The 21,176-nt window shown below is 40.0% G+C and carries 17 protein-coding genes; 6 read left to right on the top strand and 11 right to left on the bottom strand.

Annotation, left to right across the window (positions count from 1 at the left end; translation table 11 throughout):
* Window positions 1-28: 28 nt before the first annotated feature.
* Window positions 29-727, bottom strand: coding sequence for a metal-dependent hydrolase (locus JKG61_RS14750; protein WP_202103720.1), 699 nt, complete (start codon window positions 725-727; stop codon window positions 29-31).
* Window positions 728-743: 16 nt separating this feature from the next.
* Complete coding sequence (locus tag JKG61_RS14745; RefSeq protein WP_202103719.1) at window positions 744-1,058, bottom strand: YbaB/EbfC family nucleoid-associated protein; 315 nt, start codon at window positions 1,056-1,058, stop codon at window positions 744-746.
* 123 nt (window positions 1,059-1,181) lie between these two features.
* On the opposite strand from JKG61_RS14745, the gene JKG61_RS14740 reads away from it, so the two are divergent.
* A complete protein-coding gene (locus JKG61_RS14740; RefSeq protein WP_202103718.1) occupies window positions 1,182-1,664 on the top strand; it encodes a hypothetical protein in 483 nt (160 codons plus the stop codon).
* A 66-nt stretch (window positions 1,665-1,730) separates the two neighbouring features.
* On the opposite strand, the gene JKG61_RS14735 is transcribed toward JKG61_RS14740, so the two are convergent.
* Window positions 1,731-2,585 carry a hypothetical protein gene (locus JKG61_RS14735; protein ID WP_202103717.1) on the bottom strand — a complete coding sequence of 285 codons (855 nt, stop codon included), beginning with the start codon at window positions 2,583-2,585 and terminating at the stop codon, window positions 1,731-1,733.
* Window positions 2,586-2,728: 143 nt separating this feature from the next.
* Here JKG61_RS14735 and JKG61_RS14730 point away from each other — a divergent pair, with 143 nt between their 5' ends.
* Entirely contained in the window at window positions 2,729-3,313 is a 585-nt protein-coding gene (locus JKG61_RS14730; protein ID WP_202103716.1) for a thymidine kinase, read from the top strand.
* Window positions 3,314-3,454: 141 nt separating this feature from the next.
* Here the strand turns inward: JKG61_RS14730 and JKG61_RS14725 are convergent, their stop codons facing one another.
* Together JKG61_RS14725 and JKG61_RS14720 are read right to left on the bottom strand one after the other, a co-directional pair.
* On the bottom strand, window positions 3,455-3,970 hold the full coding sequence (locus JKG61_RS14725; RefSeq protein WP_202103715.1) for a glutathione peroxidase: 516 nt from the start codon (window positions 3,968-3,970) through the stop codon (window positions 3,455-3,457).
* A 26-nt stretch (window positions 3,971-3,996) separates the two neighbouring features.
* On the bottom strand, window positions 3,997-4,860 hold the full coding sequence (locus JKG61_RS14720) for an N-acetylglucosamine kinase (RefSeq protein WP_202103714.1): 864 nt from the start codon (window positions 4,858-4,860) through the stop codon (window positions 3,997-3,999).
* 183 nt (window positions 4,861-5,043) lie between these two features.
* Between JKG61_RS14720 and JKG61_RS14715 the strand changes: the two genes are divergently transcribed.
* Window positions 5,044-6,777 (top strand): M61 family metallopeptidase, encoded by a 1,734-nt coding sequence (locus JKG61_RS14715; RefSeq protein WP_202103713.1) that lies wholly within the window; start codon window positions 5,044-5,046, stop codon window positions 6,775-6,777.
* A gap of 16 nt (window positions 6,778-6,793) precedes the next feature.
* Here the strand turns inward: JKG61_RS14715 and JKG61_RS14710 are convergent, their stop codons facing one another.
* Complete coding sequence (locus JKG61_RS14710) at window positions 6,794-7,297, bottom strand: hypothetical protein (protein ID WP_202103712.1); 504 nt, start codon at window positions 7,295-7,297, stop codon at window positions 6,794-6,796.
* 271 nt (window positions 7,298-7,568) lie between these two features.
* On the opposite strand from JKG61_RS14710, the gene JKG61_RS14705 reads away from it, so the two are divergent.
* From JKG61_RS14705 to JKG61_RS14695, 3 genes are read left to right on the top strand one after another with little or no spacing between them, the layout of a single operon-like run.
* Window positions 7,569-9,329, top strand: coding sequence for an AMP-dependent synthetase/ligase (locus JKG61_RS14705; protein ID WP_202103711.1), 1,761 nt, complete (start codon window positions 7,569-7,571; stop codon window positions 9,327-9,329).
* Complete coding sequence (locus tag JKG61_RS14700; RefSeq protein WP_202103710.1) at window positions 9,319-10,326, top strand: YihY/virulence factor BrkB family protein; 1,008 nt, start codon at window positions 9,319-9,321, stop codon at window positions 10,324-10,326. The genes JKG61_RS14705 and JKG61_RS14700 overlap by 11 nt, the downstream gene beginning before the upstream one ends.
* Window positions 10,327-11,187, top strand: coding sequence for a DMT family transporter (locus JKG61_RS14695; RefSeq protein WP_202103709.1), 861 nt, complete (start codon window positions 10,327-10,329; stop codon window positions 11,185-11,187).
* 34 nt (window positions 11,188-11,221) lie between these two features.
* Here JKG61_RS14695 and JKG61_RS14690 read toward each other — a convergent pair whose 3' ends face one another.
* The 5 genes from JKG61_RS14690 to JKG61_RS14670 all read right to left on the bottom strand — a co-directional run bounded on the left by JKG61_RS14690 (window position 11,222) and on the right by JKG61_RS14670 (window position 20,946).
* The gene (locus JKG61_RS14690; RefSeq protein WP_202103708.1) at window positions 11,222-13,930 is read right to left on the bottom strand and encodes a carboxypeptidase-like regulatory domain-containing protein; all 2,709 of its coding nucleotides are present in this window, start codon (window positions 13,928-13,930) and stop codon (window positions 11,222-11,224) included.
* 127 nt (window positions 13,931-14,057) lie between these two features.
* Entirely contained in the window at window positions 14,058-15,536 is a 1,479-nt protein-coding gene (cls, locus tag JKG61_RS14685) for a cardiolipin synthase (protein WP_202103707.1), read from the bottom strand.
* 96 nt (window positions 15,537-15,632) lie between these two features.
* Window positions 15,633-16,961, bottom strand: a complete 1,329-nt coding sequence (locus JKG61_RS14680) for a dihydrolipoamide acetyltransferase family protein (RefSeq protein ID WP_202103706.1) — start codon at window positions 16,959-16,961, stop codon at window positions 15,633-15,635.
* A gap of 103 nt (window positions 16,962-17,064) precedes the next feature.
* Window positions 17,065-18,321, bottom strand: a complete 1,257-nt coding sequence (locus JKG61_RS14675; protein ID WP_202103705.1) for a competence/damage-inducible protein A — start codon at window positions 18,319-18,321, stop codon at window positions 17,065-17,067.
* A 45-nt stretch (window positions 18,322-18,366) separates the two neighbouring features.
* Complete coding sequence (locus tag JKG61_RS14670; protein WP_317192410.1) at window positions 18,367-20,946, bottom strand: putative LPS assembly protein LptD; 2,580 nt, start codon at window positions 20,944-20,946, stop codon at window positions 18,367-18,369.
* Window positions 20,947-21,176 lie beyond the last annotated feature (230 nt).

Raw genomic sequence — 21,176 nt, 5'->3', positions numbered from 1 at the left:
AGCATTATATATTGCTCCTCTCTCTGTTTTATAGAATCACCGTATCACCAACAATGGGCAAATGTAAGGTTAGTCCCTCCTCAGAAAAAACTTTCATCGCTTCATCTTTATCGATCGAAATTGGCGGGAATGTATCATAGTGTATTCCAACTATCTGCTTACAATTAATGAATTTTGACGCTTTCACAGCATCATACATATCCATCGTATAATGACCACCTATAGGTAAGAATGCCCAGTCCAACTGAAGGTCTTCCAACAATTTCATTTCCAGTGTCAGCGCTGTATCTCCCGCAAAATAAATTTTCTTTCCACCTACAAAAAAGACAAAACCACAAGGAAGACCACCATACTGTCCATCTGGTGTCGAGTTCGTATGGAGTGCGTACACCATTTTCACTTTTCCGAAGGGCAAATCTAAAGTTCCACCAAAATTAAACTCCAATACGTTCTCTTCAGGAACGCCCTGTCCCCTGACCCAAGCAGCAGTCTCTACAATTGCCGCCACCTTAGCACCACTATTCTTCTGAATTACAGCCATATCAGCCACATGGTCCTGATGTCCATGACTGAGAAAGATGTATGAAGGTTTCAATGATTGCACATCCACACCTTTAGCCAGAGGGTTGAATGAAATAAAAGGATCCAATAGTACTTTGGTACCATTAAAATCAAACTCTACACATGACTGCCCTAAAAAACGAGCGCTGACTGTATTACTGTTCATACCAAATATTTAATTACTACTTATTAAAAAGGTTCCCTAAACCTCCCAATCCACCAAACATATCCTGCGTAGCTGCTTGCATTTCCGTCTGGCTTACGTTCTCCGCCTGAGTCAATGCTTTGTTAAGCGCGACCAACAACAAATCTTCCATCTGCTCTCTGTCACCATCTTCAAAAAGTTCATCGCTGATCACAATCTCCTTTATCTCTTTATTCGCCGTCACAACCACACGGACTTTTCCTCCTTCAGCCTCCGCCGAAACTGAAATATTGTCTAATCTGGACTTAATCTCCTGCGCCTTTTGTTGCGCTTGGAACAACTTATCAAACATAGTATTTATTCTATTTATTTTAATCTACATTATATTTCTACGACCAAAATACGAAATCAAGATTGTAGCTCAAAATAACCAACATAATTAGGTTTATATGCTTACCCTGTGTAAATTTGCACTATGACAAAATACAAGGAGATAATAGCTACGTTAAGACAAAAAGACAATGCATTGGCCGAACATTGGGAAGAAGAAATCGACACCATTATTCATAAACTAAAGTTTCTAACAGCCGATGCCATCCCCTCCGTCTGTATCATAGATCAAAACAATAATTTTCAGATTAATCAATCCTCATTACTTCAGGAAAAAGTAAAAATAGCTGGAGGTACTTTGGTCGATCATTTTCAAGAGGACATTGCCATATTTATAATAATCCAGCGGGATGAGAGTCTATATGGAGTAATCCCAGACTTTATCAACCTGCAATCCGGAACTAAAGCCATAAAGAACAACAATATATACATTATCCAGACGGAGCAGTTCGATATACAGGAGGACAACTATCTTCAAGATGTAGAAATCTTAGCAGAGATCATTCAGCCCAAATATTTTATTTTTGGCCATAACGATACGAATTGGATCAAATTCGATCTCAATTAGTTACCTCTTTTAATTACAAAACAACGAGGGCATCCCGAAAAGGATGCCCTCGTTGTTTTGTATGCTTTAATTAGAAAATTTCTTTCTCAAGAGAATATAAAACTTATCCACAGTCTGTGGCTTTTCTGCCCATCCATTTTTCAAGGCATAATTAGATTGCAAAAATGCATCAGCTTCGGCAAAATTGTTTAATCTATTCAATAACTCCAAAGCTTCACTGTAGGCCAGGCTATACCCGTTAAACAGATCTTTGATGAACAGTAGCTTGTCGTTCAGACTGACCGCCGACTTCAAATCAACCACACGCTCCTGCGCAGTAGAGGTCTGAAACTGTTGGGTCATATTTACACCTGCCTGACGTTGTTGCTGAATCAGTTCATTGATAGTCAACGGTCGTGAGGATTGCTCCTCATGTCTTACGGTCTCGACTTTAACTTCGACCTGCTCAACGATCAGCACTTTCTCCTCTTCTACAACTTCACGCACCACCGTTTCAACTACTTTTTGCGGCACAGGTTCCTCGACCCGCTTTTCCTCGACCAACGAAGTATGCACAACCGGCCCGGAGTTAGCTATCGGCATATCCGCTGCCGGACTTTTCTCTTCAGAATAGACCTTTGAAGAGAATGCCATTTCTTCTGGAGCATCCCTATGTTCCTCCGAAGTAACCACATCAGGTTCCGGTGCAAATACAGGCGGAACAGCTTCCAAAGCTACATCATTCACGAACTCTGTCACCTCAAACTCCACAAAGTATCCCAATGCTTTGATATGATTAGACAAATAATCAATATCTCCCTCTAAAAGAGTCAGCTCTACGGCATCAAGCTCTTCATTAGACTTTAGCAATTCATATTTAGAGTTAATATCAGAAAGAAGATTATCTATCTTCGCGAACAATTGATCTTTAGATTTCGCCATGAGTATCGTTTTTTTAAATGAAAATAAGGTGCCTACCCTCTATATACATCAAAAATAAGATATAATTTCGATATTCGTGCTGTTGTAAGTACGGATTTGAGATATATTAACAATTCCCAAAGCACAATTTATTAAAAAGTATTATGCTATTTTCCGAACAATATTTTAACCGAAGAGAGGGGCAGACAGGTAGTATCGAAGTTATTTGCGGCTCGATGTTTTCAGGAAAGACCGAAGAGTTAATCCGTAGAATGAAAAGAGCCCAATTTGCCAAGCTTCCTGTTGAAATATTCAAACCCTCTATTGATATACGATATGCCGAAAAAGAAGTAGTATCACATGATAGTAACAGTATACCATCCACCCCTGTCAATCATTCCTCTGCCATACTACTATTAAGTAGTGATACTAAAGTAGTAGGGATCGACGAAGCCCAGTTCTTCGACGAGGAGCTCCCTAATGTATGCGCCCGATTAGCAGACCGGGGGGTACGTGTTATTGTAGCAGGATTAGACATGGATTTTCAAGGCAGACCATTTGGACCTATTCCGGCTCTATTAGCAATAGCCGAACATATTACAAAAGTACACGCTGTCTGTTTAAGATGCGGAGCGCCTGCAAACTTCTCCCATCGAATCACAGCAAATGAAAACATCGTATTATTAGGAGAAAAAGAAAGTTACGAACCCCTGTGCAGATACTGCTATCTCATGACCAACAATATTTAACACAAACTTAATTTTAAGTAACCTTAAATACACAAGACGCACCGTACTTTTGTTGTGTACTTCATAAAGATGAGTTTCATCAAAATTTAGGTTAAAAATTGGTTAGTTAAAAACACTCTTGCCCATCAAGAGTGTTTTTTTTTATAACTGTCCTGTCAACACCATATCCATCGGGTTGACCTGCGAACGGTATCTATGTATTAATTTCCCATTTTCATCAATTAAGAACTTCTCAAAGTTCCATTTGATAGCCCCAGTAAAATCCGGATTAGGCTGCTCGATTAAAAATTTGAAAAGTGGATGAATCTTATCCCCTTTCACCTCGACCTTTTCAGCCATCAAAAAACTCACCCCATAATTCTCCTCACAGAACTCCTTGATATCCGTATTAGCCCCAGGTTCCTGATTACCAAAATTATTTGCAGGAAAACCTATGATAACTAAATTATCACCATACAACTTGTGAAGTTCCTGCAAATCTTTATACTGCTTCGTAAAACCACATTTTGAAGCGGTATTCACAATCAATATCTTTTTCCCTTTAAACTCTGACAACTCCACCTTTTTTCCATCTATAGCGTTAAAAGAAAAATCATAAACACTTGAGGCTGGTGGTACAATCATGTTAAGTACCATAATCAATGCAACTGTAAACATAACTAAATCTATTTTTTTTAAAACCGTTAAAAACTAACACTACTTGCTTCTCGCTGTATAATAAAATGAAATATCTGCTCTATTGGCGAACGTAATATTTTTCCAACCTCTACCCCGTGCAAATTACATACAGCCTGTAGATGCATATCAAAAACATAAGCAATACTTCCTACAAAATTGCACTTATACTCCCAAAAATTAGGATAAGTCATAATATTAGTCCGTACAAATTCATCAAAACCATCAGTCAATAGCTTATCGACATATGGATGCGCCCTATTCTCTGACATAAACGGCATAAACGAAGCCAAATAAGAATTCGGCCTATCCCGTTGATATACATTTTTGATCACGATATCTTTTGTAACATGATACTTGGCTTCAAAAAGCTTAGCGAGATCCCTAGGCATAGTCCCATAAAGAAAACTTGTTATCAAGGCTTTACCAAACCATGCTCCTGATCCTTCATCGCCCAAAACATACCCGTTGCCATGTATACTCGGCAACAGATTCTCCCCATCATAATAGCTGATATCCGATCCCGTTCCCAATGTTGCTACAAGTCCTTTTGTCGAGCCACAGGTAGCGAAGGCTGCTCCCAACAAGTCCGATTCAACTGATACAAAAGCTTCCGGAAACAAAACCGTCAAAGCGTTAGAAACAATCTCCCTCCTATCTGGAGTAATACAGCCGGCCCCGAAAAAATACACTTCCTTTATCTCATCGATATAAGGAATAATTTCAGGGACATCCTTCAACACCTTTTCAATTTCTTTCTCATTAACGAAAAAAGGATTTAACCCTTTTGTCTTAAAGAACAAAGGAGTACTATCCGGCACGTTTAACATCCAATCCGAGCTAGAAGAGCCACTATCAGCAACTAAAATCATTCACTATTACTTTGATAAACAATAATACTTTTCTAAGCCAAACTTAGATAAAATGCTTTGGATTCACCAATACCTAAACGAAAAATTAACCGTCTTTCGTACATTTTATATATTAGATATAATTTTGAACTCCATGGCATTAGCCCTACCTTTGAATCCAGCAAAAACAACTTAATTTATACAATGACCCCCTCTATCCATTTTACACTTTCTTTCAGCGAACCGCAGGCACATTATGTAGAAGTGCAAATGCATATCAAATCATTTACCGCTTTTGACTATATCGATTTGAAGATGCCCGTCTGGGCACCGGGCTCCTACCTGATTCGCGAATATCCAAAAAATATAGAGCGTTTTTCCGTTTCATCAACTGATGGCAAAGAACTTAAAGCATACAAAACAAGTAAAAACACATGGAGGGTAGATCATAAAAAAAACGACATTATCGTTAAATATGCAGTATATGCTTTCGAGAACTCTGTCCGTACCAGTCATATCGATTATTCGCACGCCTTCCTTAGTCCAGTAGGAGTTTTTATGTATATTCACGGATACCTATATCTACCTTGTGATATTACTGTAAATCCCCCCCCACATTGGAGTAAAATTTCAACGGGTTTAGAGCGCGCAAGCACATCAAACAGTTACCATGCAGCTAATTTTGACATACTTTACGACAGCCCCCTAGAAATAGGCAATCAAGATACTTGGTCGTTTGAAGTAGAGGGTGTTCCCCATGAATTTGCGATGGTAGGTATAGCGGACTACGACCGTGAACAGCTCAGCGCAGATGTATCCAAAATAGTAGCCGAAGAAAACAGCATATGGGGCTCTAATCCCAACCAGCATTATACCTTCGTCACCCACAATTATCAGAATGCACACGGAGGACTCGAACATCTTAACTCAACGATATTAGCCGCGTCGAGGTATACCTATAGTCAGCCAAATACATACAAAGCCTATCTGAGTCTTGTGGCACACGAATATTTTCATCTTTGGAATGTAAAACGTTTACGGCCTACAGCCTTAGGACCCTTCGATTATGAACAGGAAAACTATACAACCGGCTTATGGATCATGGAAGGATTTACATCTTATTACGACAACCTGATCATTCGGAGGTGTGGCTTCTATAACGAACGGGAGTACCTGCAACAATTAGCAATAGACTTCAACACGGTCTACAACAGACCTGGATACGAGTTACAAAGTGCAGCTATGTCCAGTTTTGACACATGGATCAAACAATACAGACCTGACGAAAACTCCCATAATACGAGTATTTCCTACTACAACAAAGGAGCAATGCTTGCTGTAGCAATGGATCTCAAAATAATAGCAGATACACAAGGAAAATATCGTTTAGACGATGTACTTAAAGCTGCCTACAAACAGTTTTACCTCATCGAAAATAGAGGATTTGAAGAAGAAGAACTTTTACGATTGGCCGAACAAGTAACCGGTGTCGACCTACAGAAAATATTTCAGGCAGCACATAGCCTAGAAGAGCTTGATTACAATATATACTTCAACCGTGTTGGTTACCAGTTAGTCGATCATAACGCCGGTCAGAGCCACGCAACCTTAGGCATAAAAGTAGCACATAGTGAAGGAAAAAGCATTATTAAACAAGTCGATCGTGCCTCTGGAGCATGGCTAGGAGGATTAAATGTTGAAGACGAGCTAATCGCAATAAACGGACACCGCATCGACCCACAAGGCAAAGCCCTTGACCACATCCTTACACAAGCAAAAGTGCACGACACTGTTAATGTGCTCATAGCCCGTGACGGTATAGTGAGCACATTAGAAATTACGGTACTCCAATCCGATAAAAAAGCGTTTAGCATTGAAGCTATTCCAAATATTGAAGCTTCAACAGCAGCATTAGGTAAGTTGTGGTTGTCTCTATAGAGACAACCACTAAGGCTTAAAACTTATAACGGATCGAAAAGCCAAATGGATCGATCAAACGGATACTAGACTCTTGAATAAAATCAAAATAAGGCTTCAGATCCAACGAAACCGACAAGGGAGTAGTGGGTATACGGTATTCAGCTCCAATAACACCATCAATACTTAGCGCAACTTCCGAATTTGCCGGAACTTTTTGGCCATCCGCAGTTGTAAATGCTTTATATTTATAACTGCCTACACTTCCGCCAAAACCATAATACCATGAAAAATCATCATTGATGGGTTTGTGAAACTGATACAATCCGACCACCCTAAAACGATTAGATCTCGAATTGCTCTGTATGCTCATAATGGCTTCGACAGCACGATCCGCTGATAACGTATACCGATAATTGATACCTGTCGCCGAACCAAAGCGTGCACCGACTGCGTGTTGACTGTCTAACTGAGCGAAACTATCCTTACCTACGAAAAGCAAAATTGCTACAAATAAAAAACTACGTAAAATGTGATTCATACTAAATATTATATTCCAAAATTAATACATTTCCAGTGTAAAAAAAATCCTTAACAGCAAAGTGCCTACCTATCTTATTTGGCACTCCACAGCCTAATCATACATCCCGGTCTAAGTTTTATAGTTTATAACGTATAAAAATCAAAATAGGTATATCACAAACACCTATTTCACCATTTTTGATTTCAATAGTTCACTGTGATTCACTATATTTATAGAAGCCACAGTTTAGGGCTCATACCCATTTGTAAACATCAAAAACAACAAAATCATGAGCAGTGTAACCAGACTATTTGATTATATAAAAAAAGACTTCCCTACAGCGGGTCGCGAACTATTACTTGCTAAACGAGATACAAACGGTTGGAAAAAGTACAAAAAAGATGAAATAATAGAACTTGTCGACAGCCTTAGCAAGGCAATTCTCGCCAAAGGTTTCAAAAAAGGAGACCGTATTGCATTAATGTCGGGAAATAGACCCGAATGGAATATAATCGACTTTGCATGTAATCAGATCGGTGTAGCATTGGTCCCCCTGTATCCCACCCTTTCGGCTCAGGACCTCTCCTATATCATCAATGATGCAGATGTCAAATTGATATTTGTAAGCAACCAAGAACTTACAGAAAAGGTAAACAAGGTACTCGAAGAAAACAATTTAACGATAGACATCTATACATTTGATGATCTTACAGGTTTTAAAAACTACTATGAGCTGGTTGAAGAGGGCAAAAAGCAAACAATCGACCTTACACCATATAATGACGCCGTCACCCCAGAAGATCTCCTTACCCTGATCTACACTTCGGGCACTACAGGCAAACCCAAGGGTGTATGTCTTACCCATCACAATATCATCAGTAATGTGCAAGCCTGTACCCACCTATTAACTGATGACATTACCAAGGCTTTAAGTTTTCTCCCCCTCTGCCATATATTCGAACGAATGGTCGTATACCTGTATATATCGAATGGTGTACATATTTATTATGCCGAAAACCTCGACAATATCGTTGTAGACATCAATGAAGTACAACCTCAGGTTTTTACTACGGTTCCACGTGTTTTAGAAAAAGTTTACGACAAAGTTATTGAAAAAGGGAAAGCATTAACCGGTATTAAAAAGGCACTGTTTTTTTGGGCCGTTAATCTTGGTCACGAATATAAAGAACCGGCACTGAATTCAGCTTTTTATAATTTTAAATTAGGCATCGCCAGAAAACTGATCTTTTCGAAATGGCAAGAAGCCCTTGGTGGCCATATTAAATTTATTATTTCAGGCGGAGCCGCACTACAGGAGAGGCTCGCTCGCGTTTTCTGGGCCGCCGGAATCAAAGTGCTTGAAGGTTATGGACTTACAGAAACCTCTCCGGTTATTGCCGTCAATTCTTGGGATCCCAAAGATGTCAAATTTGGATCCGTAGGACGTGTATTAAAAAATCTCGATGTCAAAATTGCTGAAGATGGAGAGATACTTGTAAAAGGACCTTCCATATCTACAGGTTATTATAAAAACGACGAAGCGACCAAAGAAGCAATCGACGAGCAGCATTATTTTCACACGGGTGATATCGGTGAACTCACATCAGACGGTTTCTTACGTATTACCGACCGAAAAAAGGAAATGTTCAAGACCGCGGGTGGTAAATATGTCGCACCTCAGGTATTAGAGAATAAATTGATGGAATCCACCTTGATTGCCCAAGTTATGGTTATCGGAGAAAATCAACGCTTCCCTTCCGCACTGATCGTGCCGGCATTCGAAGAACTAGAAAAATACTGTAAGTTTAAAGGAATACCCTACGAGTCCAAAGAAAAGATAATCGAGACTCCACAGATTTTAGAAAAGTATCAGCAGGAAGTTAACAAAGCAAATGCTAACTTTGGCCATTGGGAACAAATTAAAAAATTCGTATTGCTTCCTACAGAATGGACTATAGACAGCGGTGAATTGACACCAAAACTATCGTTGAAGAGAAAAGTGATACTACAAAAATTTGACACGACGATTAAAGGTATCTATGCAGAATAATACGGAGGAAACAAAAGAAAAAAATACGTTAGTAAAAAAGTTAAATGGTTTCGGCCGTCTATTAATTGATGCTGGAAATGGTTTCATAGACGACAATTGCATGAAGCTTAGTGCCTCGCTCGCCTACTACACCGTTTTTTCCATAGGCCCTTTACTGATTATACTCGTTTGGGCCTTAGGATTTCTATACGGCAATCACCTTGAAGGACCGGACGGGGCGCAAAACACCGTAATGTCCGAGCTAACGGATTTACTAGGTCCCGATATCTCCAAATTACTCGAAAGTGCTGTCCAGAAGATTTCTTTTGAAAATAAGTCCAGTATTGGACTCGTCATCGGTATCTCTACTTTAATCGTAACCGCAACCACTATTTTCGTAGACATCCAAAACTCCATCAATACCATATGGAAAATTAAAGTCAAACCAAAAAAAGGCTGGTTAAAACTAATCATAAACCGTTTAATATCGTTTTCCATGATATTAGGGCTGAGTTTCCTCCTGATGGCATCGCTACTTATCAGCAGCGTAATAGGAATTCTAGCACGTCATATAGGAAACTTATTAGGCGATTGGGATATCCAGTTACTTGGCTGGATCAACTCAGGGATCACTTTTATCGTCATAGCCGTACTATTTGGCTTTATCTTTGCATTTTTACCGGATGCCAAAGTACGTTTCCGAGACATACTTGGAGGCTCTATTTTTACCACTATATTATTCATGATCGGAAAATACGGAATTTCACTGTATCTCTCGGTCAATGCTACCGCAACAGCTTATGGTGCTGCGGGGTCTATTATCATCCTTCTGGCATGGGTCTATTATTCCGCAGCCATACTATACTTTGGCGCTGAGTTCACCAAGGAATACGCTATACGATATGGAAAGGGGGTCACACCAGCATCCTTTGCTGTACTTATCAAACAAACAGAACTAGAGATAGACCCAAGTAAAGAAAATCAAAATACCTCACGAAAAAAACAGAATTCTATATAATTGAAGGTACAGGATAAAAGTATTCAATACATGCTTCTAGCGGGGTGCTTCTTCGCTATTATGAACGTATGTGTCAAGTATGTCTCTCATCTCCCTACGCTAGAAGTCGTCTTGTTCCGGTCCGTATTCAGCCTTGTGGTAACGTACTACCTACTACGAAAAAACAATATTCCCCCCTTAGGAAACAAGATAGGAACACTAACACTACGAGGCATAGCAGGCTGTCTCGGCTTAATTGGTTCATTTTATACGTTACAGCATATTCCACTAGCGTCAGCTGTCACCATCAATTACCTTTCTCCATTTTTCACAGCTATACTAGGAATATTCATTGTCAAACAAAAAGTGAGGGCCGTACAGTTTTTATATTTCGCAATCTCCATCACCGGCGTCATACTGCTAAAGGGCTTTGACTTTCGGATAAGCACCTTAGATCTTATCATCGGTCTAGGCGCAGCCTTCTTTGCAGGGCTAGCTTACAACATGATTGCCAGAGCTAAAAATGAGGAGCATCCACTTGTCATTATTTTTTACTTTCCACTGCTGACAATACCTGTAGCGGCAATTTACTCCCTTTACGATTGGGTTCCCCCCGTCGGTATAGACTGGTTTTACCTGCTACTGATCGGTATATTCACCCAGTTAGCACAATATTACATGACACTATCTTACCAAACAGCCAATCTTGCCAAGGTGGCTAGCCTTAATTACCTAGGTGTCATTTATGCGCTAGGTTTTGGCTTTTTTTTATTTGATGAAAGCTTCAACACCATGAGTATTATTGCTATTACCATAATATTGATAGGCGTCTTTCTCAACCTCTTTGATCAGAAGATTATGGCTAAGTTCCGGGGGGCTTAGAAAAAAAAAGTGCCTTTTCAGACACCTTGTTTACTTATTTCACATTATAATAATATACAGTCCTTCCGATACGCCCAGCATTATCTATGCCTTCTACGACAACCTTATATCTACCATTACCATCAGCGTTGAAATAATCCAGACTTACCGTCCCTGTCTCGTCCACCACCACATCCGGATTCCAATATACCGTAGTTCTATAATCATTTGTCGACCTACTCTGATCTGTATCGTACTTTGGTGTGTAGAACTTACGTTCCTTAATATATCCCAAAGGATACAGATCCACAACATTCGATTTTGGAAGCAAAGCTTCGATCTGTGCTAATGTCATACGCGGCCCTTTTGGTTTTTCTTTCTTGGTTATAATAGATACAACCCCGTCATTCTGATACAAACGGCTGACCGTTCCTAGATCGTCTCTATTAAAAATCTCAATGGCCTCGATCTCCGCTGGGACAATAGAGTTAAGCGTATTCTCATCAATAGGCATTCCGTTCAAGAAAAACTGTACAGGAATCCGGCTACCTTGATTATAACTACGGGTCAGATAGTACTTCAAAGTCTGACTATCATAAGTTACTCCTGTTAACAATGTATTCAAACACATAGTCAACACATTGCAACCACTCAGACGGTCTCCCTCAACCCGATGATCCGCCATAGAAAGTCCAGATAATGCCGAAAACTCCTTACTCGTACGTACTTCCTTACGCGAAGCCGTCACTGTAACCTCGTCGATGAGATTAGATGTTCTGAATTCATTCTTACTGTTAGCGAGATATTCCTCCATCTGCTTATCAATATTGAGTATATCATTAGCTTTGTACGGATTATTATTATCCACATCGGGATAGTACGACTGATCCAAATTGATAACCAGATTCCTGTAATTATCATTACTACGGGCATTTACCGTTACCTTAACCGAATCCGGAAAATTTAAATCCGGGAAAACAAAACGTCCATCTTTATCGGTATAGGCATCTTTGCGTAATGCACGTGCAGGTATTGACAACAACAGCCCACCGTTCGGATAAGGCTTACCTGTATTCAGACGTAATGTCCCTGCTATGGTTATCCCTTGTTCAGGCATAAAATTAACCTGCGGGTACTTTTCGGCCACCAAGTCATCGTAACTAAAACGACGGAATCCCTGAGTCATCAATAATGCATCAAGCGCTTCCTTCCTATTCGTCACTTCTTTATCAAAATAATAACCAGGTTTCTCAATGTACCCCATTAAATCCGATGTCAACAAAAGACTACTCCATATTCCATTTTCCTGGTGATCATCATAAGGAACTTTTGTTTCATCGATTACAGCAATCGATAAAGAGCTCACCAGTTTCTCCGACGTCATGTTGTTTATATCTAGCTTCACCTTTTCTTTCTTGGCATAATCAGCTTTATCCGTTTTTACCTGAATGTTCAGGTCTTCAGCAAAGCTATAAAACACCAGTCGTTCACTCAAAGCCTTCCCTTGTGGGCTCATCAGCGTAAACTGAATAATACCGTTTGGCAATTCCTTCGCAGGTACAGACAATGCCAGGCTCGCATTTTTCATCGTCGCTTGAGCACCATAAATAAGTTGTCCGTTCATTTGTCCAAAGATATAAAAAGGTTGATTTTCGACTTTTGGAAAATAACTGTCGCTAGTTACCAAACCCACCTGTATAGCATCTTCCTCCACTTTAGTGACCACCACATTTATACCTTCAGCCTGTACCGCCGGCAAATCAAAAGTTTTCTCGCCTCGACCATCGGCAGAAACAACAGCCTTATAACTTTCTCCTGCTAGCGGCAGCAAGTTAAATTGTCCCATACCTAGACCTAGGTCAGCAAATTCAACCACCATTTTCTTCTTGCTATCGATAATTTTCCCCTTCACTTTCACTCCCTTTCCATCCGTATCAACAGCCTTAAAAGCTACGTTCTTGGCGACCCCAGCCAACAAATCTCCTCCTTCTGGAAAAAACTGCACATCCAGCATTTCTGCCAAGGCATTCCTCAGTGGGAAATCACCGACTAATGAAGACTCCCCATCAACTTTTACGATCAGGCGTCCTTTCTTCAGCATCTCCTTGTCTTTAGAAGAAAAAGAAAGGGTTACTCTTCCCATATCATCCGTTTCCGATTTACCTTTGTCAAAAGGATCCCAGCCATCTATCGCTTCCCAAGTCACTTTCTTCTTGCTCAACAAAGCTCCCTTGGAATCCCTAAACTGAATTGTTGCTTTCGTTTTATTACCTTCCGGCTGATAGCTGATCTCAGAAGCAAGCTTTTTATTAATAGCATCTCCCACTGTGATGACCTTATTATAGAAATATCCCACATCAAAGTTCATCATCCATTTTGTATACGCCCTAAAACGATAGTTATCCTGTTTGACCACCTGAGGGTCCAAAACAAAATATCCCGACCCCGAATTATTCTTTAAAGGAATACGTAAAGTCTGGATCAGAGAGTCCCGGCCATTTATAATATCCACATAAGTAATCTTGCTAGGATCATAGGCTACAGGGTTGTGATAAAGATAAGTTTTAAACCATAGGGTATCCCCCACGGCGTAATAAGGCTTATCGAAATGAACGTGAACTTTTTCCAAAGGGTATACCCCAAAATACTTCTGCACACGATCGACAACCGTATTGATAGGGATTTTAGGCACTTCCTGCGCCTGCAATATCTGAACAAATAAAAGCAATAAGAATACGGAATAAATAGAATATATCTTTTTCATGTAATAATTATCTTAAACCGGCACTCCGGTTCCATCAAAGCATGTTTAGCTAAAGATAGATATTTTTGCATTTATCCGTCGAAAAACCTCTAAATAACGAGACAATTTAACACATTTTCAGATATATCTATAATAAGGGAGCCATAAGCCGGCATACTGAATCCACCCCTCGCTTCCAACGTGGCCGGTTCAGCCAATCCTCAAGAGTCAATACATCACAATCCAACTTATCCGAGTCAAACAACTTTTCCGCTTGTACACACAAAGAGGTATCAGAAACAACTGCTGCTATTTCATAATTAATATAAAAACTTCTAATGTCCAGGTTGACCGTGCCAACAAATGTCATTTTGCCGTCTACTGTCATTGTTTTAGCATGTAAAAATCCCTTTTTATACAGTAAGACATCCACACCACGCTCGAGCAGAGGCTTCAGAAAAGAAAATGATGCGTGTTGTACAAAATAAGAGTCCGAAGTCGCAGGTATCATCAGTTCGACCTTTACCCCAGAAGCTGCAGCTACAATCAATGCCCGTTCCAACTCTTCACTAGGAATGTAGTACGGTGTACATAATCGTATATGTTGGTTAGCTTCTCCAATAGCAATCAACATAGCCTCCATATTATACGGCCCTACAGAAGCCGGATCACTGGAGACAAACCCAACACCGGCATCACCAATCGTATCTTTACTTACTCTTATCATATGTAGATAACCATCTTCCAATAAAAAGGGGTCACCGTCCGTCTGATTCCAAGAACTCCAAAAATTTATCTGTAGCATATTAATTGCTAATCCCTCAATACGTAAAGAAATATCCCGCCAATAAGCAGCTTTTCTATTTGCTGAGGTATTACTATATCTATCCGATATATTGATACCACCGATATACCCAATCATGCCATCAATCACTACAATCTTACGGTGATTTCGATAATTAGAGTTAGCCAAAGAAGTAAATGTCACGGGAAGAAAGGGGTGAAAATCTATTCGTGAACCCTTTGAGCGACGCATATATTTCACCAGATCAGGCGAGCCAAAGCTATCAACGATCAACCGAACAACAATACCTTCCATCGCTTTTTCCTCCAAGATCTTTAAAATTTCCAAGCCTACGTGATCCGGTTGAAAAATATAGTATTCCATGTGAATAGAATGCTTAGCCTTTTTTAAATCCTCTTTCAGCGCAGAAAACTTTTCCTCCCCGTTGACCAGTAATCGCACATCATTATCCAACGTTGGCGAAGACAACCTCTCCCGTTTCATCAACCGGAACACCTTAGACAGATCCCCGATTTCATCATGAATATTCCGAATAAATGACTCCATCACAGGATCTAATAATTCCCATTGCTTTTCTAAGCGTTGCGATTGCTGCTTATTTATTTTCTTCATTTTTTGGACTTTAACAAACTTCTGTCCAAAAAAATAATATAAGATCAAACCTAAAAAAGGAATAAATATAATCACTAAAATCCAAGCAATTGTTTTAGTTGGATTTCGGTTCTCAATTAAAATGGCACTGATAACTCCCACATAAAGGATCAACAGAGGAACCCAATACCAACTTAAAGCAAAATCAACAAATGGCTTTATTGTTTCCATAGGATGGATATATATTTAACAACCGAAATATACCAATTATTCAAGGCCTATACAAGAAAAAGCCTATGCTCACGCATAGGCTTTTTCTTGTATAATTTATATCTCCCGATCTTTATCCCAATTTTCCAGGTAATCACCTACCCTTTTTAGAAATGTGCCACCTAGCGCCCCATCAATAACCCGATGATCATACGACATCGTTAGATACATCATATGACGGATAGCGATCACATCTCCATCAACTGTCTCTAAAACAGCAGGCTTCTTAGTGATAGTTCCTACGGCCAATATTGCCGCTTGAGGCTGATTAATAATCGGCATACCAAAAATATTACCGAAAGCTCCAATATTGGTAAACGTAAACGTACCACCTTGAGTATCGTCAGGCTTCAATTGATTGCCGCGCGCACGACTAGCCAGATCATTGACAGCCTTACTCAATCCAACCAAACTTAATTGATCGGCATCTTTAATCACAGGAACAATCAGATTACCCGAAGGCAACGCGGCGGCCATTCCGATATTAATATGTTTCCTTTTAATAATATTATGCCCATCAACCGATACATTGATCATAGGAAAATCTTTCAAAGCCTTTGTTATAGCCTCGATAATCAAAGGCGTGAAGGTAATATTCTCTCCTTCTCTTTTCTTGAAACTATCTTTTACTTTATTTCTCCAAGTTACCAAATGCGTAACATCCGCTTCAACCACTGAAAATACGTGTGGTGATGTACGTATGCTATTGACCATATGATCAGCAATCAAACGCCGCATCCGATCCATCTCTATAACTTCATCTCCATTAGATACTTTCACCACCTGCGCCGGAGCAGCAGAAACTGGCTTATCTGCGCTTTTAACAACAGGAGGAATAGCAGTAGATGGAATAGCAGATCTTTTGCTCACATAATTCAAAACATCCTGCTTCGTTACTCTACCATCAGATCCTGATCCCTTAAGGCCTGCCAGTTCTTCTAACGATATGTTTTCTTGCTGAGCAATACTTCGAACCAGCGGAGAATAGAAGCGTCCATCAGAAGAATATGAATCTTCGGTTACGGCAGCTACCTTAGATTGCTCCAACACATCTAATCCAGGAATAGACGGTGTATCTTTTGATTCCTCCTCTACAACTATATCAGTAGATATGCGGGTTGCGGATCCTTCTATATCACTAGCCCCTTCCACCTCTAATAAGGCGATCACATCACCGACCTGTGCAACTTGCCCTTCTTTAAATAGAATTTCTTTTAGTACACCTTCGACAGGCGAGGGAACTTCTGAATCCACCTTATCGGTAGCTACTTCGACCACTGTATCATCCTCGTCAATCCGATCACCAACAGCCTTCACCCATTTAGTTAAAGTCGCCTCAGAAACACTCTCTCCCATTTTTGGAAGTACCAATCTGAATATTCCCATAATTATTTTGTATTTTATCGCACTAAGTTAAAGAATTACGAATGAAATCCCTAAAAACAAGATATAATATTTAGAATAATTGATAATATAGAATTATATTCTGCTATTTAGAACTATCCTTCTTATACAATTTCCACAACATATTCAAAGCCTGTGCCATACTACGTTCGATATTTACTTGTCTATCATTTCTAAAATGGAATAATTGGCTTACAGTTTCATAAGGTCCACTCACAGCGATCCAAACCGTACCAACAGGTTTATCTACGGTCCCCCCCGTCGGTCCAGCTATTCCACTTGTTGCAATAGCATAGGTCGCTCCACCTAATAATTTCACCCCTTCCGCCATTTGAATGACTGTCTGTTCACTGACAGCACCAAATTCGATAAGCACAGCTTCTTCTACACTCAGCACTTCGTGCTTGATTCGATTATGATAAGCGACTATGCCACAATCAAACATTCCACTAGCCCCCGGTACTGCAGTAATCGAACCTGCCAAAAGTCCGCCTGTACAGCTTTCTGCAATAGCCAGGCGGATATGATCTTCAGTGAACCGCTCAACAATTGCCTCTTCGATCGTGACATCTTTTTCAGCAACAAGGTATTCCCCTGTACGGATAGCTATACGTCGTGCAAAGCCATCTGTCTCTTTCTTTAATACAGACTCGTCTTTACCAACAGCAGACAGACGAAGTCGTACGGTACCAAGTTTAGGTAAATAAGCCAAGCGAATATGATTGGGTAATTCAGCTTCTATATCAGCGATAAGCTCCGCTAAATAGGATTCACCGATCCCCATAGTAATAACATGCGCGTGATATATCACCATCTCAGCGCGGTACCCAGACAGTCTTGGAATAACCCTTTTCTCCATGAGAAACTTCATCTCAAAAGGAACGCCGGGTAAAAACACAAAACACCGCCCCTGATATTCGACCCACATTCCAGGTGCGGTACCGACGTCATTGAACAAGACCTCACAGCAGGCTAACACATCTGCCTGTCCGTAATTCATGTCTGGCATGACACGCCCATTTCCGTACTTTTCAAAAATAGATTTGACATGCTCCAGGACACGTTCGTCCCGGATCAATTTACTCTGAAAAAAAGAAGCAATAGTTTCTTTGGTTACATCGTCCTTTGTCGGGCCAAGTCCACCCGTCACAAAGATAAGATCCGAGCGGTTGGCAGCTTCGTTCAAAGCATGCGATATAGCTTCCCTACTATCCGAAATCGAAGAGATTTGATGAACAGCGATATGTAAGGAATCTAAAAGTTGGCCGAGCCAGGCCGAATTGGTATCGACCACTTGACCAAGCAGTATTTCATCACCAATGGTTATAATTTCAGCTTTCATGGTTACAATAAAGTAATAAAGTTATATCACCGCTATAGCTTTATTTTAATAAGTATAATGGCTATTGCGCTTTGTCAGCTTCAAATCCTGCAAGACAGAAGCCTTTGCTCTGATCGTAATATTATAACTCTGATAACGTCCAAACGGAACCCAGCCCACAGACATATCCCAACAGTGCAGATCCCGATAGATGGAGAAACGTGTCATAGAAACCTCCTTCTGCTTAAAGTCATAGCCCGAGTTAAACTGTATCTTCCATTTCGGAGTTACATTTACATCACCATGTAGACTGAGTGTCGCTGAATAGTCACTACGTTCTTTTCTTATCTCTTGATCAAAGCGCTTGAAATGCTGAAAACTAAATGATCCAGCCAGATTCCAAGGGATATTAAAATCAACAAAAGCATTAGGATCTCTACTTATACGTGACAGAGCTTCCGATTGTTCTTTTGTCATATTCGGCATACTGTTACGCATCGAGTCAATATTTCCATTACGACTCTTTGACGCATCAGGATTAAAACTATAGTCAAAGGAAAGCCCAAAATTCGTTAACCGGGCTAGTTTACCATTTTCGATGGTGAACCGATCGATACGTTGTCCTCTATAATCGAGCTCATAGGGATCCAATGAACCATTGAAGTTCAAATTGATTTTTTCCTTAAAAAGCGTAGTCCTCCCCGAAAAACTGATCGTGGAAAGTTTGAGCGAATCGGCAGCAAAATTATAGTTCCCACTAAAAGTTAACCCCTGTAGAATAGGGATTTTTTTAGTACCCTTTCCGGTACTATCATTCTCCGTTCTAATTTTAGCCTCAATATTATTATCTACTGAAAAACCAATCCCCATCGAACGCCCAGAAGAAGGTCCTCCAAAAATGGCTCCATCGAAGATCGAATATTCTGACAAGCGACCATTTTCATCTATAAAAGATTTATAGAAGCCGAATTTCGGATCAGAGAAATCGGGTCTATAGTTAAAATTAACAGAAGGTGTGACCACGTGCCGGACAGCCTCTATCTTCCCTATCTTGGGATGCATCATACCATATACTTTAGTCGATAGTCCACTCGAAAACGAATAGTCATACGCCCTTCTAAAGCCAGACACCGTATCCCGAACATCAATATAACCGTTTATTTCATTATCCAATCCCTTTCGGATAGTTTGTAGATACCAACGTTCCGTATAGTTCATCGACGTATTAAACTGGAAATATTTGAATGCGTTCAAGCTCAAGCTTACCGGTATATTATGCTGGAACCCGTTCGTAAACTGCTTTAGGGCCTCCTTTTTGAAAAGCACTGAGTCGCCCGTAGAAATCGAGTTTCTCCCTTGCAAACTATACCCTACGGTAATCCGTTGGTACCATTTCTGCTCACCGACGCGATCCTTTGAGTCAAACGGATTAAATGTCGAAACATTTAAGGCGAAGGTAGGCAATTCCAAATCAACCTTACCTGAAGCCATATCCTGTCGGTGACTCAAACTAGACGTAAAGTTGACTTTTCCATCTGCAAAGACCTTTCCGTAACTTATCGACGATGACATATTATTTCGGGTCAGCTGATCATAATCATAAGTACTATTTGCACCTGTATTCTGGAAATAAGAAGACGTACCAAAATTGACCGAGGCCGAAAAAGAAGTCCCTGGATTTGCCTCTTGACGCTGTGTATGGTTCCACGTGACGTTAAAGTCCTTATTACTACCGTAGTTGCTAGCACCCTCTGTACCCACCTTAGTGGATGCAAAGCGAATATTAAAGCCACCACTATATTTATAATTTACCAAATAATTAGTACGTACTGAAGCGTCCCATGAACCTTTGGAGTAAAAACTTCCTCGAAGTTCCGAATCCCAATAATCATTAAACGTAAGGTACCACCCCAAATCGCGCAGACCAAAACCTCTAGCGACATCATCCCCAAAAGAAGGGAATAAAAACCCTGAAGATTTTTTATCCTGCTTAGGAAAAAACCCGAAAGGCAATGCTATAAACTTGAGGGGAATATTTTGCACCACTAAATACGAAGGCCCGGCTATAATCTGCTTATCAGTGACCAACCCTTTGGTGATATGTATACCGAAGTGGGTATGCGGTTCAGGAAGATCACAGGTACTATACAAGCCTTTAAAAATAGACATCTCATCATAGAGGTTTTTCCGTAATACCCGAGCCTGAATAAAACCGCCATCGACCTCCGTCATAATCCCGAAAGTCTTTCCCTCTTGTGTCTTATAATTATAACGCAGCGAATCCACAGCCTTAGGCGTATCATTGGGAAACAATACTACTGGACGCCCTACATACTTGTCGTTATGATCTATGACCCCACTAGCAAAAAGTATGTTCGTATTGCGATCCAAACGGATATAGTCAGCAGCAAGCTCAAATTCTTGATATTTTACTTTTGCCCCTTTATACAAATGAATAATATTTTTGCTGACCTCATTCCAAGAAGAGTCATTGGCCACAATAGTAACGACAGTCTCCAGACCACTTTCTCCTTTCATAACCACGGTATCTTTACCGCTTGCCACTTTGAGATGATTTATTGTTGTATCCTTGGTCGTTAATACCGTATCCTGTATAGTAGTACCGGTAGATTTCGTAGTTTCCACTTGAGCGAACACTGTATGTGTTCCTAAGAATAAGAACACCAATAGGAGTAAAAGACGAGTAGGCGTTTCCAAAGTTGAAATACGAAATATTATTTTAGTCGTAAAAATAAACTATTACTGGCAAAAGTAGTCAAAATCATTAATAAAAGGTTCTTATTTTTATCATATACAATTAAACAACTATCTTTGTCAGTTCGTTATAAATCAGCTAGGACAAAAATGTAAAAAAA

This window comes from Sphingobacterium faecale (assembly GCF_016746095.1).
Classification (GTDB): domain Bacteria; phylum Bacteroidota; class Bacteroidia; order Sphingobacteriales; family Sphingobacteriaceae; genus Sphingobacterium; species Sphingobacterium faecale.
Note: the sequence above shows the minus strand (reverse complement) of the source record. Positions and strands in the feature narration are given on the sequence as shown.

What these genes read in the sequence shown, in the direction of transcription:
- JKG61_RS14735 (WP_202103717.1), bottom strand. Translation starts at nt 2,585, where the DNA reads ATGGCGAAATCTAAAGATCAATTGTTCGCGAAGATAGATAATCTTCTT.
- JKG61_RS14705 (WP_202103711.1), top strand. Translation starts at nt 7,569, where the DNA reads ATGAGCAGTGTAACCAGACTATTTGATTATATAAAAAAAGACTTCCCT.
- JKG61_RS14720 (WP_202103714.1), bottom strand. Translation starts at nt 4,860, where the DNA reads ATGATTTTAGTTGCTGATAGTGGCTCTTCTAGCTCGGATTGGATGTTA.
- JKG61_RS14730 (WP_202103716.1), top strand. Translation starts at nt 2,729, where the DNA reads ATGCTATTTTCCGAACAATATTTTAACCGAAGAGAGGGGCAGACAGGT.
- JKG61_RS14680 (WP_202103706.1), bottom strand. Translation starts at nt 16,961, where the DNA reads ATGGGAATATTCAGATTGGTACTTCCAAAAATGGGAGAGAGTGTTTCT.
- JKG61_RS14740 (WP_202103718.1), top strand. Translation starts at nt 1,182, where the DNA reads ATGACAAAATACAAGGAGATAATAGCTACGTTAAGACAAAAAGACAAT.
- cls (WP_202103707.1), bottom strand. Translation starts at nt 15,536, where the DNA reads ATGGAAACAATAAAGCCATTTGTTGATTTTGCTTTAAGTTGGTATTGG.
- JKG61_RS14710 (WP_202103712.1), bottom strand. Translation starts at nt 7,297, where the DNA reads ATGAATCACATTTTACGTAGTTTTTTATTTGTAGCAATTTTGCTTTTC.
- JKG61_RS14750 (WP_202103720.1), bottom strand. Translation starts at nt 727, where the DNA reads ATGAACAGTAATACAGTCAGCGCTCGTTTTTTAGGGCAGTCATGTGTA.
- JKG61_RS14725 (WP_202103715.1), bottom strand. Translation starts at nt 3,970, where the DNA reads ATGTTTACAGTTGCATTGATTATGGTACTTAACATGATTGTACCACCA.
- JKG61_RS14700 (WP_202103710.1), top strand. Translation starts at nt 9,319, where the DNA reads ATGCAGAATAATACGGAGGAAACAAAAGAAAAAAATACGTTAGTAAAA.
- JKG61_RS14715 (WP_202103713.1), top strand. Translation starts at nt 5,044, where the DNA reads ATGACCCCCTCTATCCATTTTACACTTTCTTTCAGCGAACCGCAGGCA.
- JKG61_RS14745 (WP_202103719.1), bottom strand. Translation starts at nt 1,058, where the DNA reads ATGTTTGATAAGTTGTTCCAAGCGCAACAAAAGGCGCAGGAGATTAAG.
- JKG61_RS14675 (WP_202103705.1), bottom strand. Translation starts at nt 18,321, where the DNA reads ATGAAAGCTGAAATTATAACCATTGGTGATGAAATACTGCTTGGTCAA.
- JKG61_RS14690 (WP_202103708.1), bottom strand. Translation starts at nt 13,930, where the DNA reads ATGAAAAAGATATATTCTATTTATTCCGTATTCTTATTGCTTTTATTT.